Origin of the sequence: Streptomyces sp. NPDC006512 (assembly GCF_040611935.1) — a bacterium.
In the GTDB taxonomy this organism is placed as follows: domain Bacteria; phylum Actinomycetota; class Actinomycetes; order Streptomycetales; family Streptomycetaceae; genus Streptomyces.
The window spans coordinates 93,180-107,536 of the sequence record NZ_JBEXPG010000028.1 but is presented as its reverse complement, the minus strand read 5'-3'; the positions used below and the strand labels follow the sequence as shown (position 1 = coordinate 107,536).

Annotated in this window: 11 protein-coding genes; 3 read left to right on the top strand and 8 right to left on the bottom strand. The window is 73.4% G+C overall.

Annotated features, from left to right (window positions below; translation table 11 throughout):
* Positions 1–224: 224 nt before the first annotated feature.
* The 4 genes from ABZZ17_RS21150 to ABZZ17_RS21135 all read right to left on the bottom strand — a co-directional run bounded on the left by ABZZ17_RS21150 (position 225) and on the right by ABZZ17_RS21135 (position 5,321).
* The gene (locus ABZZ17_RS21150; protein WP_356877834.1) at positions 225–1,310 is read right to left on the bottom strand and encodes a hypothetical protein; all 1,086 of its coding nucleotides are present in this window, start codon (positions 1,308–1,310) and stop codon (positions 225–227) included.
* A 13-nt stretch (positions 1,311–1,323) separates the two neighbouring features.
* Positions 1,324–3,408, bottom strand: coding sequence for a hypothetical protein (locus ABZZ17_RS21145; protein ID WP_356877833.1), 2,085 nt, complete (start codon positions 3,406–3,408; stop codon positions 1,324–1,326).
* 9 nt (positions 3,409–3,417) lie between these two features.
* Entirely contained in the window at positions 3,418–4,641 is a 1,224-nt protein-coding gene (locus tag ABZZ17_RS21140; RefSeq protein WP_356877832.1) for an MFS transporter, read from the bottom strand.
* A gap of 86 nt (positions 4,642–4,727) precedes the next feature.
* Entirely contained in the window at positions 4,728–5,321 is a 594-nt protein-coding gene (locus ABZZ17_RS21135; RefSeq protein ID WP_356877831.1) for a TetR/AcrR family transcriptional regulator, read from the bottom strand.
* 188 nt (positions 5,322–5,509) lie between these two features.
* On the opposite strand from ABZZ17_RS21135, the gene ABZZ17_RS21130 reads away from it, so the two are divergent.
* The gene (locus ABZZ17_RS21130; RefSeq protein WP_356877830.1) at positions 5,510–7,576 is read left to right on the top strand and encodes a discoidin domain-containing protein; all 2,067 of its coding nucleotides are present in this window, start codon (positions 5,510–5,512) and stop codon (positions 7,574–7,576) included.
* A 108-nt stretch (positions 7,577–7,684) separates the two neighbouring features.
* Positions 7,685–8,296: a TetR/AcrR family transcriptional regulator gene (locus ABZZ17_RS21125; RefSeq protein ID WP_356877829.1), complete on the top strand. Its 612-nt coding sequence runs from the start codon at positions 7,685–7,687 to the stop codon at positions 8,294–8,296.
* Between the two features lie 15 nt (positions 8,297–8,311).
* Here ABZZ17_RS21125 and ABZZ17_RS21120 read toward each other — a convergent pair whose 3' ends face one another.
* From ABZZ17_RS21120 to ABZZ17_RS21105, 4 genes are all read right to left on the bottom strand, one after another.
* Positions 8,312–8,800: a DUF6328 family protein gene (locus ABZZ17_RS21120; RefSeq protein WP_356877828.1), complete on the bottom strand. Its 489-nt coding sequence runs from the start codon at positions 8,798–8,800 to the stop codon at positions 8,312–8,314.
* A 51-nt stretch (positions 8,801–8,851) separates the two neighbouring features.
* Entirely contained in the window at positions 8,852–11,326 is a 2,475-nt protein-coding gene (locus tag ABZZ17_RS21115) for a SpoIIE family protein phosphatase (RefSeq protein ID WP_356877827.1), read from the bottom strand.
* A gap of 38 nt (positions 11,327–11,364) precedes the next feature.
* A complete protein-coding gene (locus ABZZ17_RS21110; protein ID WP_356877826.1) occupies positions 11,365–12,474 on the bottom strand; it encodes a glutamate--cysteine ligase in 1,110 nt (369 codons plus the stop codon).
* An 82-nt stretch (positions 12,475–12,556) separates the two neighbouring features.
* The gene (locus ABZZ17_RS21105) at positions 12,557–13,963 is read right to left on the bottom strand and encodes an NADP-dependent succinic semialdehyde dehydrogenase (RefSeq protein ID WP_356877825.1); all 1,407 of its coding nucleotides are present in this window, start codon (positions 13,961–13,963) and stop codon (positions 12,557–12,559) included.
* Positions 13,964–14,143: 180 nt separating this feature from the next.
* On the opposite strand from ABZZ17_RS21105, the gene ABZZ17_RS21100 reads away from it, so the two are divergent.
* Positions 14,144–14,323, top strand: a complete 180-nt coding sequence (locus ABZZ17_RS21100) for a CsbD family protein (RefSeq protein WP_356877824.1) — start codon at positions 14,144–14,146, stop codon at positions 14,321–14,323.
* Positions 14,324–14,357 lie beyond the last annotated feature (34 nt).

Sequence of the window (14,357 nt, the reverse complement as noted above, 5' to 3'; positions counted from 1 at the left end):
ACGCGGGCTTCCGCCCGGCGCACCGAGAGCACGCACCAGACGCCGCAGGGCCGCCCTCCGGGCGACGACGGGAGTTTGACGACAGGCCCTAGGCGTACCGACCCGCAGTCCTGCCGGCCCCGCCCATGGCCCCGGGGCCGGCCGGGTGCGGCGCCCTCGCGCGGACCGGACGTCCGCGCGACGGCGCCGCACATCCCGCGTCACCGCGTCACCGCGTCACCGCGTCAGTCGGTGTCGTCGGCCGGCATGAAGGCCCGCAGGCCCGCGTGGGTGATCTGGCGCTCCTCCCACAGGGCGCGGGCCGACGGGGACCCGTACCAGCGGTGCGTCCAGCGGATCCGGGTCGCGCGCAGCCGCCCGTCCTCGGGGTCGGTGACCGCGAAGCGCTCCAGGTCCGGCCACGGCAGCCGGGACGCGAGCCGGGCGAGGCGTACGGCGGTGTCCTCCACGGTCCGCGGGCCCACCCCGTGGTTCCCCCGCTCGCAGGCCAACAGCCGGTTCCCGTCGATGAACCACGGGTGGTCGGTGTCGGACAGGGCGTCGGACCTCACGGCCGGAAGGGTCAGCAGGAAGTCGGCGAGTTCCCGGTTCTCGGTGCGGCGGTCGAGGCGGTCCTCCCCCTCCAGGAGGGCTTCCACGGGGTCGCGCCTGCCGTCCCAGGCGTACGCGCAGGACACGTAGGGCAGCGCGAAGGGCAGCTCCACGGACCAGACGGTGACGTAGTCCTTGGAGACCTCCAGGGCGAGCGCCGGCTTCATCGAGCGGACCAGACCTTCGAGGTCGTGGTGGTGGACCAGTTCCAGGTCGAAGACGGTGACGGCCATGCCCTCCCGGCGCATCCGTACGACGCCCTCCGCGACCAGGTCGTTGGCGTGGCGGGCGAGCCCCACCAGCTTGTCCAGGTGCGGGGCCTCCTTCACCCGCTCCCCCATGGTCGCGCCGCCCTCCCACTGGGCCCGGTCCTGCGGCACGTGCTGCTCGATCCGGCCGAAGCCGATGGCGGACTCCGCGCAGGTGTCCTGGTAGGCGAAACCGCGGTCGCGGGCGTACTGCTCGCGCCGCTCCAGCAGTTCCGCGTGCGTCAGGACCGCCTCGGCGCGCTCGGCCTCCAGGGCCCGCAGCGACTCCTTGCGCCAGCGGAAGCCCCACACCCCGATGCCGAACAGGATGACGGCGAGGGCGATCCCGCCCGCGAGGAAGCCGACGAAGAGCAGGACGCCGAGGACGGGGACGGTGACGAGGGCGGTCACCACGTTCAGCAGGAGCCGGTTGGTCTTGAGCGGATGCTCGGGCAGGGGGAACCGGTGCACGGGCGGAGGCCTTTCAGTCGCGGGTGCGGGGCGGACGGCGGTGCTCGGGGCGGAGCGGGCGGACGCTGAGGAGCAGGACGAGGAGCGCGGCCATGGCGAGGGTGCCGGTCCCGCCGGGGAGTCCGTTCAGCAGGCTCCAGCCCAGGCCCCGTACCGGGACCGGCCGGTAGGCGCCGGGGGTCGTACCGCCCAGCCAGACGCCGGAACCGTCGCCGACGTCGGCGGTGGCCTGCGCGAGGGCAGTCCCGACGGTGACGGCCCGCTCCGCGTGGCGGTCCCGGAAGGCGGCGGCGCCGAGCCGCCGCAAGGGGACCCGGGAGAAGTCGACGCCGCCGAAGACGTAGTGGCGCACCTCGTACCGCCCGCCGGGGGCCGGGCGGCTGCGGGTGACGTCGAACTCGCCCCGGGTGTAGGACTCCACGTACCGGCGGAAGACCTCCTTCGGGTCCCAGGGCCGCCCGGCGAGGCGGGTGAAGTCCTCGCGGTCGACGAGGTCGGCGAAGGGGGCCGGGCCGCGGTCCGCGCGCCGGCGGTACCACTCGGCGGCTACCCGGCTGTGGTAGATCCGGCGCAGCGCCGCGTACTCGGGCGCGGTGCGCACCTGCCGTTCCAGCTCGGGCAGCACCATCCGGCGGAAGGCGTCCGCGTTGTGCGCCTCCGCTTGGGGGGCCTGCTCCCGGCAGGAGGAGGTCACGCCGGGCGTGCCCCGCTCTTCGAGGTACTCGGTCTCCATGCGCACGGACAGCGGGGCGTCGAGGATGTGCAGCGCGTCGCCGTCGTCGCGGACGGTCGCCGGTGCGGGGACGATCCACTGGCGGAAGGAGACGCACGAGCCGCGCAGGCTTCCCCAGAACGCTGGACCGAGCCGGGAGTCGGGGTGGATGAGCCGGCCGACGGTCTTCTTCAGCTGGAGGTCGGCCTCCAGCAGGATCCGTCCGGCGTCCGTACGGGCCAGTCCGGGGTCGATGATCCGGTCGGGTTCGGCCGGGCTGAGGTTCACCGTCTGCTTGTGCGGGGGTAGCCGCAGCCAGACGAAGAACGCGTCGGAGGCTTCCTTCGCCGCGCGCCGCCCCGCTTCGGGGTCTTCGGGCGGCGCCGGGGCGTCCTCCGGCAGGGCGTCGGCCCGGAAGGCGTAGGCGAGTGCGCGCCGGCCGGCGGAGCCCCGGTCGGAGACGTAGCGCAGTTCCAGGGTCGAGAAGTCGATGCCGCCCTGCTCGGCGCGGGACTTGGCGAGCTCGTCGTGGAGTCCGCCGGAGGGATGCTGCGGATCGCAGCGCCGGGCGGCGAGGAACTGGCCGGCCGGGGCAGCCGGACGGCACGGGGCGGAGGCGGCCGGATCGGCGAGCAGCCGGGGCGCGGGGGCCGCCTGCGGGGCGGCCGCGGGGCCGTCCGCGCCCGCGGACCCGTTCCCTTCCTCGTCGCCGTCCTTCGCCTCGCCGCGTGCCCCGCGCATCGAGTCGAGGGCACGGGTCATGTCCTGGCCCGCGGTCGGCTCGCCCTTCTTCCGGGGCACCCCGCCGTGCGGGGTGACGTAGAAGACGGGGGTGCAGGGTGGGATCCGGGGCTCGCAGGTGGGGCACGGGGAGCGGTCCGAGTAGAGGGCCAGCATCCTGTCGTGCGGGACCCGGTTCTTCGTCAGGAAGTCGAGGATCCGCACCTCGGAGTGATCGGGCTTCTTCTCCCAGCGCCGCTGCGCCTCGGGTTTCCTCGTGTCGGCGGGGTCGTTCGACTTGGTGACGATCAGGATGCGTTCGACCCCCGGTCCCGGGGCGAGGGCCCGGAAGAGGTCCGGGTCGTCGGCCGCGAGCTCCCCGACCTCGCGTACGGCCGTGCCCTTGCCACGGGGCCGGATGCCGTCGATGCCGGTGACGTCGACGAAGGCGACGGCGACGTTGCGGCCGTTGTGCGCGGCGGTGTGCGTGTACGTCTTCTTGCGGAACTCGTGCGCGACCCGGCTGAAGGGGTGGTCCCGATAGGTCACCTTCACGGGCTCCGGGCACGGCACGGCGGGGGCCGCCGCGGCGCCGGTGATCAGGGCGAGGACCGCGGCGAGGACGAGGGCGCACGCGGTCGTACGCCGCCCCGGCAGTAGGCGCATGCGGGCAGGCTAGGAGCCGACCGGTACCTCACCCGCCTTTCCGGCCATGCTCCGATCATCATCCGATCGGATCGCGGGCGGGGCGGCCTGCGGCCGCCTCAGGTCGGGGAGCAGGGTGAGGAGGCCGAGGACGGCCAGGACCGCACCGAGCACGAGGGGCGCGCGCAGGCCGTACGCGCCGATGCCGATGCCGCCGAGCCAGGAGCCGATGACGATGCCGAGGGTGATGAAGGAGGAATGCACGGTGTTCACCAACGGGCGGGCGTTCGCGGTGCGGTGGACCCGGGTGATCATGCAGGGGTTCAGGGTGACCCCGACGAGGCCGATGCCCGTCATGAGGATCAGCGTGGGCACGGCGGCTTCGGCGAAGACGGCGAATCCGGTGAGGAAGAGCGCGTTGAGGCCGAGTCCGACGAACTGGGTGGCGAGGGTGTGGCGGTCGGCGAACCGGCTCACGACGGCGTTGCCGACGACGGTCGCGGCTCCGTAGGCCACCAGGAGCCAGGGCACCGTGCCTTCGGCGAAGCCGGTGAGGCCGGTGAGGATCGGCGTGAAGTAGCTGAAGGCGGAGAAGGTCGCACCGATGATCAGCGTGGAGGTGGAGAACACCAGCCACAGGCGCGGGTTGCGGAAGGCCCGTACCTCCTCGCGGAGCGTGGTGGCGCCCTCGGTTCCGGGAGCGGGGCGCGGTACGCGCGGCACGGCGAGGGTGGTGGCCACGGCGGCCGCGGCGGTCAGGGCGGAGATCGCCCAGAAGGCGGCCCGCCACCCGAACTGGCCCCCCACGAAGGTGGACAGGGGCAGGCCGAGGAGGGTGCCGAGCATCAGGCCGTTCATGGCGGCGCCGATGGCCTTGCCGCGTGCTTCGGGCGGGGTGAGTTCGGCGATGAGGGAGAGCGCGACGCCGAAGAAGGCGGCGGAGGCCGTGCCGGTGACGACGCGGGCGGCGGCCATCGTCGGGTAGTCGGCGGCCAGGGCTGCCGTGACGTTGCCGGCGAGGAAGACGGCGAAGAGGATCATCAGCGCGGTCTTGTGCGGGAGCCTGAGCAGCACGGTGGCCAGGAAGGGCCCGCCGAGGGCCATCGCGGCGGCGAACGCGGTGATGAGGTAGCCGATCTGGGGGATGGACGCGTCCAGCCCCTCGGCCATGAGCGGCATCAGTCCGGCTACCACGAACTCTCCGGTGACCATGGCGAAGATGCCGAGAGCGAGGACGTACACGGCCTTGGGCACAGCCGGTCACCCACCTTTCCACGAGTTACTGACCGATCGTTCCAAAATGAGGGCAGGGCTGGCCCCCGCCAGGCGGCCCGGAGGGCTCAGACGGTCGCGCGGACCCCGCGCAGGACCTGGTCGACGACCTGGGTCAGGTAAGCGCGGTCCGCGGTCCGCTCCATGACCCGCAGCCCCTGGGTGAGGGTGACGAGGAGCCGCGCGACGGAGCGCACGTCCGTGCCCGGGGCCAGCTCGCCGTCCGCCCGGGCCCGCAGGAGCAGGTAGGCGAAGGCCTCCTCCAGGGAGCCCAGCGCGCCCGCGAGCCGCTCGGCGGCCCCGGCGTCGCCCGGGAGCCGTTCCAGGACCCCGTGGGTGACCATGCACCCGGCGCGCGCCGGGTCCGCCAGGGCCGCGTCCACGTAGGACAGCAGGAACGCGCGCAGCACGCCGAGCGCGGGCGCGGAGCCGCAGGCGTCGAGGCTCGCGCGGGCCCGGTCGGCCTCGACGGCGCAGTAGAGGTCCAGCGCCTTGAGGTAGAGGTCGTGCTTGGAGCCGTACGCGGTGTACATGCTGGAGCGGTTGATCCCGAGGGCGTCCACCAGGTCCTGGACCGAGGTGGCTTCGTATCCCTGGCGCCGGAACAGCTCCATCGCGGCCACGAGGGCGGTCTGCGGGTCGAACTCCTTGGGGCGGGCCATGATCATGACCCTACCCCATTCCGAACCGCTCGTTCCAGAACCCTGTTTCCGACGGTCCGTCAGGTCATCCGTCCCGGACCCTTGACTCCGATCGCGCCAGTCGGGATTCTCGTCGCACCGTTTGTGCAGGGCATGACAATTCATGGCCTGGATTCGACCGCGCCCTCCGCCGACCGAAGACGTGAGTGATGACCTTGACCCGACAGCCACACCACAGGCGCAGCCCCCTCACGGTCCTGTCGTTGCTCCTCGCCGTCATGGCCATGGTGCTCGGGCCCGTGCCCAGCTCCGCGGCCGACGCCGGCTGGTGGAACCCGACCGCCCGGCCCGCGCCCGACTCCGAGATCAACGTCACCGGCGAGCCCTTCAAGGGCACCGACGCCCAGGGGCGGGTACGGGGCTTCGTCGACGCGCACGACCACCTGATGTCCAACGAGGGCTTCGGCGGCCGGCTCATCTGCGGCAAGCCGTTCTCCGACCTGGGCGTGGCCGACGCGCTCAAGGACTGCCCCGAGCACTACCCCGACGGCTCCCTCGCGATCTTCGACTACATCACCAACGGCGGGGACGGCAAGCACGACCCCGACGGCTGGCCCACCTTCAAGGACTGGCCGGCCCACGACTCCCTGACCCACCAGCAGAACTACTACGCCTGGGTGGAGCGGGCCTGGCGCGGCGGCCAGCGCGTGCTGGTCAACGACCTCGTCACCAACGGCGTGATCTGCTCGGTCTACTTCTTCAAGGACCGCGGCTGCGACGAGATGGCGGCCATCCGCCTGGAGGCGCGCAAGACCTACGACATGCAGGCGTTCGTCGACAAGATGTACGGCGGCCCGGGCAAGGGCTGGTTCCGGATCGTCACCGACTCCGCGCAGGCCCGGGAGGTCGTCAAGCAGGGCAAGCTGGCCGTGGTGCTGGGCGTGGAGACCTCCGAACCGTTCGGCTGCAAGCAGGTCCTGGACATCGCGCAGTGCAGCAAGGAGGACATCGACCGCGGCCTGGACGAGCTGTACGGCCTGGGCGTGCGCAGCATGTTCCTGTGCCACAAGTTCGACAACGCCCTGTGCGGGGTCCGGTTCGACCAGGGCGCCCTCGGCACGGCCATCAACGTCGGCCAGTTCCTGTCGACGGGCACCTTCTGGCAGACCGAGAAGTGCGCCGGCCCGCAGCTCGACAACCCCATCGGGCTGGCGGCGGCGCCCGCGGCGCAGAAGGAACTCCCGGCGGGGGTGACGGTCCCCTCGTACGCCGCCGACGCGCAGTGCAACACGCGCGGGCTCACGGATCTCGGGGAGTACGCGCTGCGCGGCATGATGAAACGCAAGATGATGCTGGAGATCGACCACATGAGCGTCAAGGGCGCCGGCCGGGCCTTCGACATCCTGGAGTCCGAGTCGTACTCCGGAGTGATCTCCTCGCACAGCTGGATGGACCTCGACTGGACCGAACGCGTCTACCGGCTCGGCGGGTTCGTCGCCCAGTACATGAGCGGCTCCGAGGCGTTCAGCGCCGAGGCCAAGCGGACGGACGCGCTGCGCGACAAGTACGGCGTGGGCTACGGGTACGGCACCGACATGAACGGCGTCGGCGGCTGGCCGGGCCCGCGGGGCGCGGACGCCCCCAACCCGGTGCGCTACCCCTTCCGCAGCACCGACGGCGGCTCCGTCATCGACAAGCAGACCACCGGACAGCGGACCTGGGACCTGAACACGGACGGCGCCTCGCACTACGGCCTGGTCCCGGACTGGATCGAGGACATCCGCCTCGTCGGCGGCCAGGACGTGGTCGACGACCTGTTCAAGGGCGCCGAGTCCTACCTGACCACCTGGGGCGACTCCGAGAAGCACAAGTCCGGGGTGAACCTCGCCAGGGGCTCCTCCGCCTCGGCCTCCTCGGCCCAGTGGTGGAACCCGTTCGTGGACTACTCCCCGGGCCGCGCCGTGGACGGCGACTCCGGCTCCCGCTGGGCGAGCGAGTGGAACGACTCCCAGTGGCTGCGCGTCGACCTCGGCTCCGCCCACCGGGTGGGACGCGTCACCCTCGACTGGGAGCAGGCGTACGGGAAGGCGTACCGCATCGAGGTCTCCACGGACGGCACGAACTGGCAGCAGGTCTGGTCGACGGAGGCCAGTGACGGCGGCCTCGACACGGCCCGCTTCTCCGGGGTGTCGGCCCGCTACGTCCGCGTCCAGGGGCTCCACCGCGCGACCCAGTGGGGCTACTCCCTCCACGAGGTCGGCGTCTACGGCAGCTGACGCGGCGGCGCACCACCAGGGCCGGGGCCGGCCGGATCAGTACCCGATCCGGCCGGCCCCGGCGTCCTGCGCACGACAGGGAACGAGAGCCGACGAGAGGAACCGCCCATGGCCCGGATGCCGTCGGCCGACCGGCGCCGCCAGCTCACCGAGGCGGCGATCCGCGCGATGACCCGGGACGGCGTCGCCCGGACCACGACCCGGTCCATCGCCGCCGAGGCGGGCGTGTCGCTGAGCGTCTTCCACTACTGCTTCGAGTCCAAGCAGGCGCTGCTGGAATCGGTCATCGAGGCGATCACCGCGCACTACGTCACCGTGGTGAAGCAGGCGATCCGGCCGCGGCCGACCCTGCGCGAGACGGTACGGGCGGGTTTCCAGGCGTACTGGGACCACGTGGCCGCGCAGCCCGGCGAGCACATGCTCACCTACGAGCTCACCCAGTACGCGCTGCGCCAGCCCGGGTTCGAGCACCTGGCCCGCCGGCAGTACGAGCTGTACTGCGACACGTACGAGGAGCTCATCGGGCAGCTGCGGGCGGACATGGACCTCGAACTGCGCGTGCCCGTCCCGGTGCTGGCCCGCTATCTGGCCGCCATGACCGACGGGCTGACGCTCAGCGTGCTGGTCCTCGGCGACGAGACGGCCACGAAGGAGATCCTCGACGTGATCACGGACCACGTCGCCGGCCTCGTGGGCCCCCGGCCCCCCGACGGGACCTGAGGGGGCGCGCGGCCGTCAGTTCCCGTCGGAGTGGTGGAAGCGCGCCCACATCGGCAGGGCGAACCAGCACAGCAGGAACCAGGCGACCACCCCGGCCACCAGCCAGGGCACGAAGGCGTCGTGGGTGGCCACGCGCAGTATCAGGAAGAGCGCGCCCACCAGGGTCGCGAGCAGCAGCACGAGCCCGACGAAGGTGAGGCGGGAGGCCCAGGCGACCGCCTGCGGCTTCATGTGGCGGCCCGTGACGATGCGGTGGAAGACGACGGGGGCGATCAGCGCGCCGGTCGCGAGGGAGCCGAGGACGACGGTGACGATGTAGAGCGTCTTGTCGGTCTGCGGGAGGCCCTGGAAGTGCGGGGTGAAGACCACCGTCAGCAGGAAGCCGAACAGGATCTGCACGCCGGTCTGGGCGACCCGGATCTCCTGGACCAGCTCTTCCCACTGCCGGTCCGCGCGTTCCTCGGGGCTCTCACTGCGGCCGTCGTCGGTGGCGGCTCTGCTCATGACTCCTCCATGGGGCTCCACGTACGGGCCGCCTACCCTCGGGGGCCCGGGTCATTCGGGGACGTCCGCGGCGGGATCCTCGCAGGGTTCCCGGGCCGGGCCCCCGACCGGGACGTGGATGTCCAGGACGCAGATGTCGTCCCGGCGCCCCGGACGCAGCGCGGCCAGGCTGCGCGCGAGGGTTTCGGCCCGGCCCTCGGCGACGAGGCGGCGGGCCGTGGCGGCGAGCCGGGCCAGTCCGGCTTCGATGTCCTCCCCCGGGTCCTCGACGAGCCCGTCGGTGTAGAGCAGGAGGTGGTCGTCGGGCCGCAGGTCGAGGGAGGCCTGCTCGTAGGAGGAGCCGAAATCGGCGCCGAGGAGGGCGCCGGTGGGCTGGGGCAGGAAGCAGGCCTCGCCGTCGCGGATCAGCAAGGGGGGCAGGTGCCCGGCCCGGACCCAGGTCAGCCGGCGGTCCCAGGGCCGGTAACGGCCCATGATCATGGTGGCGGTGGCTCCGTGGGTGTCGGAGGCGGTGTGCAGGAGGAGGCTGTTCAGCCGGCTCAGGGCGTCGGGCAGCTCCGACCCGGTGACGATCATGCCCTTGGCGGTGAAGCGCAGCTGGGCCATGGTGCCGACGGCGTCCAGGCCGTGGCCGGCGACGTCCCCGAGGACGAAGAGGGCGCTCTCGTCCGGGAGTCCGATGGCGCTGTACCAGTCGCCGCCGACGTTCACGCCGCTGTCGGAGGGCAGGTAGGCCACGTCGACGCACAGGCCGGCCAGCTCCAGGGACTGCTCGGGAAGGGGCAGCAGCGCGTGCTGGAGGCGGGCGGCGAGGATCCGCTCGGCCTGGAGCATGCCGCGCTGGACGAGGACGGCCCGTTCGCTCTCGCGCAGGGCGAGTTCGGCGTCCCGCTGGGCGGTGAGGTCCTGGAAGAAGCCGTGCACCTCGACCGGGGTGCCGGACGCGTCGGTGCCGGCCTCCGCGACGATCCGCAGGTGCCGTACCCCGCTGCTGGTGGTGATGCGGAAGTGCTGGTCGACGGCCTGGCCCTCGCCGAGCAGCCGGCGGACGGCCCCGCCGAGGCGCGGCAGGTCGTCCGGTACCAGGTGCAGCGGTAGTTCCTCCAGCGGCATCGGCCCCTCCGCGGGGTCGCGGCCGAAGATGACGTAGACCTGCTCGGACCAGTTGACGGTGTTCGTGACCAGGTCCCAGTCCGCCCAGCCGAGGTTGCCCAGCCGCTGCGTGTCGGCCAGCCTGCGGGCCTCGCGGTCGCTGGTGTCGTGGCTGGTCCAGGACACGACCAGGCGGTCTCCGAGCCGGGTGGCCCGGACCGCGTACGAGGATTCGCGCGGGACTCCGGCGCTCACCTCCTGGTAGGTGAAGGACGGCCCGTCGTAGTCGGTCCCCGTGGTCAGGGTGTCCAGGTACCCGTCCCACAGGTCGGTGCCGGCGACCGTGGGGTAGGTCTCCAGGAGGCTGCGGCCGACGAGCTCCTTGCCGCGGCGCCCGGCCACGTCCACCGACGCGGGGGCCGCCGCGTCGATCCGGTAGTCCTCGACGTCCCCGGTGTCCGAGCGGATCGGGGTGAGGAGTATCGCCGCTCCGGCGAGTGCGTCGAGGATCCGCTGCACGGCGGCCACGTCCGCCTCCCCGGCCGGGTCGGCGGCGCCGGGGCGGCTCAGGTCGCGCAGCGGGCCCGCGCACATCCGGGCCGCCCGCCGCAGCAGGAGCCGGCTGTCGGCGGTGAAGGGGCCCCGGCCCGTCCGGAAGAAGCCGACCGCCGTCGTGGCGGGTCCCTCCGCGAACACCGGGATCCAGGCGCGCGACGGCCAGCGTTCGGGCGGGTCGCCGATGAGCTGGTAGCGCTGGGCGTCGCGCTCCGGGTCCTCCAGCCAGACCGGCTCGCGGCCCGCGAGGGCGACCATGGCGGCGACCCCGCTGAGCGGCGGAACGTGCCGCCACTGCTCGGCCAGGGCCGGTCCGATCCCGGCGTGTCCGGCCAGCTCCAGGCCCCCGGACGGGGCGAGGGTGTAGATCATCACGGCGGCCACGTCCTCGGGGCCGCCGAGGACGGTCCGCAGCAGCCCGGCGACCTCGTCGGCGCCGCGCACCCCCGCGAGGCCGTCGGCGAGCCGGGCGAGCAGGGAGCGCCGTTCCCCGGCGGCGCGGGCCGGCGGGGCGAGGTAGCGCCGGGAGCTGAACTCCGACGGGCCCGGTTCCGCCGGGGCCCGTTCCGGTTGCCCGGCGCCGGGCCGCGGCGGGGTCGCGGCGCCCGGGCGCGGGCGCAGTCCGCCGAGGGTGATCCAGCACTCCTCCATCAGCGTCCGCCGGCGCCGGGCCGCACGGCGCAGCAGCATGTCGTACGCGGCGTCGGCCGTGACGCCGGCCTGGGCCATCAGCACGCCCTTGGCCCGTTCCAGCACGGCCGTCGTCGAGGCGATCCCTTCCATGCCCTCGACCTCGGCCCGCAGCTTCGCCACGACCCTGGCCAGGGCCAGGACCTCGGGGGCGGCGCCGTCGCCGGGAAGCGCGGGATCGCTCTTCATGCTTCGAGCATGGCACGGGGTCGGCCGCTGCGGACTGCTCAGCAGGGCAGCGGTACGTCCGCCGGAGACACGGCGAGGCCGTCGACGACGGCGGCGAGGCTGCCCGTGCGGGCGAGGACGGCCCGCTGGCGGCTCGCGCCGGTGCCCCGGCGCCGCAGCCTCTCCCACAGGGTCCGCGCCGTACCGAGGTCCCCGGCGGCCGCCAGCCCGGGCGCGGCCCGGTCCAGGAGCCGCTCCACGAGCAGCTGCGCGGGCAGCTCCCGGCCGCTGCATGCGTCGGCGCCGGGGCCGTCGATGCCGTACCGCGCCGCGAGGGCGTGTGCGGCCCACAGCCGGTGCGGGGGCGCGGACGGGGGCGGCGCCCCGGCGTCCACGTCCTGTAGGAGGACGGCCGCCAGGCCCCGTACGAGGGCGGCGGTCAGGATCACGGTGTCGAGGTCGGCGTTGACGTCGGAGACGCGGATCTCCAGCGTCGGCACGTGCTCGGAGGGGCGGGCGTACCAGTAGAGCATCCGGCGGTCGAGCAGCACCCCGGCGGCGATCAGGCCGTCGACGTGGGCCAGGTAGTGGCGTTCGTCGACGACGGGCGGCGGCCCCACCGTGGGCCAGCAGGCGAAGGCGACCGACCGCCAGCTGTCGTGCCCGGTGTCCCGGCCGGCCATGAACGGCGAGTTGCCGGTCAGGCACTGGAGCACCGGCAGCCAGGGCCGCATGTGGGCCGCCAGGGCGAGGGCCCGGGCGCGGTCCAGGGTGCCGACGTGGATGTGGCAGCCGCAGACGGCGGTGAACCCGTCGAGGAGGTGCTCCGAGCGGCGGGCCATGCGCCGGTACCGTTCGTCGTCCGTCACCCTCAGGGCCTCGCGCGGTGCGATCACCGGTACGCCCGAGGCGACCAGCAGGCAGTCCTCGGCGCGGGCGGCGCGCGCGGCCGTCTCCCGGAGCAGCGACAGCTGCCCGCGCAGGTCCGCGGTCTCGGTGGCCGGCCGCGTACAGACCTCCACCTGGGCCTGGTAGAACTCGCTCTGCACCAGCTCGCCGAGCTCACGGGCCGCCGCGGCGATCACCCGCGGTGCCCGGTTCACGGGCGACCTGCTGCCCCGGTCGACGAGGAGGTACTCCTCCTCGACCCCCACGGTCGGAACGTCCACGGGATCTCCTCGCCTGTGCCGAAGGACCGGACTCGGGCGGCGCCTACCCGCGCGCCGCCCCCGCACTCGCCGTGCCCGCGGGTCAGTGCCCGTCGGGCTCCGCCGCCCGCCAGACGGTGGTGATGTTGCAGAACTCGCGGATGCCGTGGCCGGACAGTTCACGCCCGTACCCGGACCGCTTGACGCCGCCGAAGGGCAGGGCGGGGTGGGAGGCGGTCATGCCGTTGACGAAGATCCCGCCGGCCTCCAGGTCGCGCACGAAGCGTTCCAGGTCGGCGTCGTCGCGGGTCCAGACGTTCGAGCTGAGCCCGAAGGGGGTGTGGTTGGCGCGCTCGACGGCCTCGTCGAGGCTGCCCACCCGGTAGAGGGTGGCGACGGGCCCGAACGTCTCCTCCAGGTCGATCCGCATCTCCGGGGTGACGCCGGCCAGGACGGTCGGCTCGTAGAACCAGCCGTCCTCGTGCCCGGGCGGGCGGCGGCCGCCGCACAGGACGTCCGCGCCGCGGCGCACGGCGTCGTCGACGAGTTCCTCCACGTCCCGGCGGCCGCTCTCGGTGGCCAGCGGCCCGACGTCGGTGCCGTCCAGCATCGGGTCGCCGACGGTCAGGGCGCGCATGCCCTCCGTGCACTGCCGGGCGAACGCGTCGTAGACGTCGGCGTGGACGATGAACCGTTTGGCGGCGATGCAGGACTGGCCGTTGTTCTGCACGCGGGCGGTCACGGCGGTACGGGCGGCCCGGGCGACGTCCGCCGAGGGCATGACGACGTACGGGTCGCTGCCGCCGAGTTCCAGGACGGTCTTCTTGACCTCGTCACCGGCCGCGGCGGCGACCGCGCGCCCGGCGGGCTCGCTGCCCGTCAGGGTGGCCGCGGCCACCCGCGGGTCGCGCAGCACGGCCTCCACGGCCCCCGAGCCGATGAGCAGGGTCTGGAAGCAGCCGCAGGGGAAGCCCGCCCGGTGGAAGAGGTCGCCGAGGTAGAGGGCGGTCTGGGGCACGTTCGAGGCGTGTTTGAGCAGGCCCACGTTGCCCGCCATCAGGGCGGGCGCGGCGAACCGTACGACCTGCCAGAGGGGGAAGTTCCAGGGCATGACGGCCAGGACCACGCCGATGGGCCGGTACAGGACCCGGACGGCCGAGGCGCCGGCGTCGCGCACGTCGGCCTCGGCGGGCCGCTCGTCGGCGAGGAGGCCCTCGGCGTGCCTGGCGTACCAGCGCATCGCCTTGACGCACTTGGCGGCCTCGGCCCGGGCCGCCGCCAGCGGTTTGCCCATCTCGGTGGTCATGGTGCGGGCGACGGCCTCGGCGTCCTCCTCCAGCAGGTCCGCCGCGCGGGACAGCAGCGCGGACCGTTCGGCGAAGGTGGTGCGCCGGTAGGAGGCGGCCGTGCGGGCCGCTTCGGCGAGGCGGCTTTCGATGCCTTCGGCGTCCAGCGGGTCGAAGGTCCGCAGCGTCTTGCCGGTCGTGGGGTTCACGGTGGCGATGCTCATGGTCCGCCCTTCCTCGGGAGGGAACCGCCCCATAGACCCTGCCCGCCGGGTGGCCTCCGCGCAACGCGGGGGCCGGTACCCGGGTGCTCCTGCGGGCCCCGCGCCGCCACGGATTGCGGGGGGTGCGGGCCGGACGCATGGTGGGCATGCAACGTCCCCCCAGGAAGGAACGACCCCGTCATGGGCAAGGCAAAGGCGAAGGCCAAGCAGGTCAAGGGCAAGATCAAGGAATCCGCGGGCAGCGCGATGGACGACCACCGCATGGAGGCCGAGGGCAGTGCCGAGCGGATGAGCGGCAAGGCCGAGGAGATGGTCGCGAAGGCGACGGACGCGATGAAGAAGTCCAAGGGCCGCCACTGACGGAACCGCCGATGGCCGGCGCCCCGTACGGGGT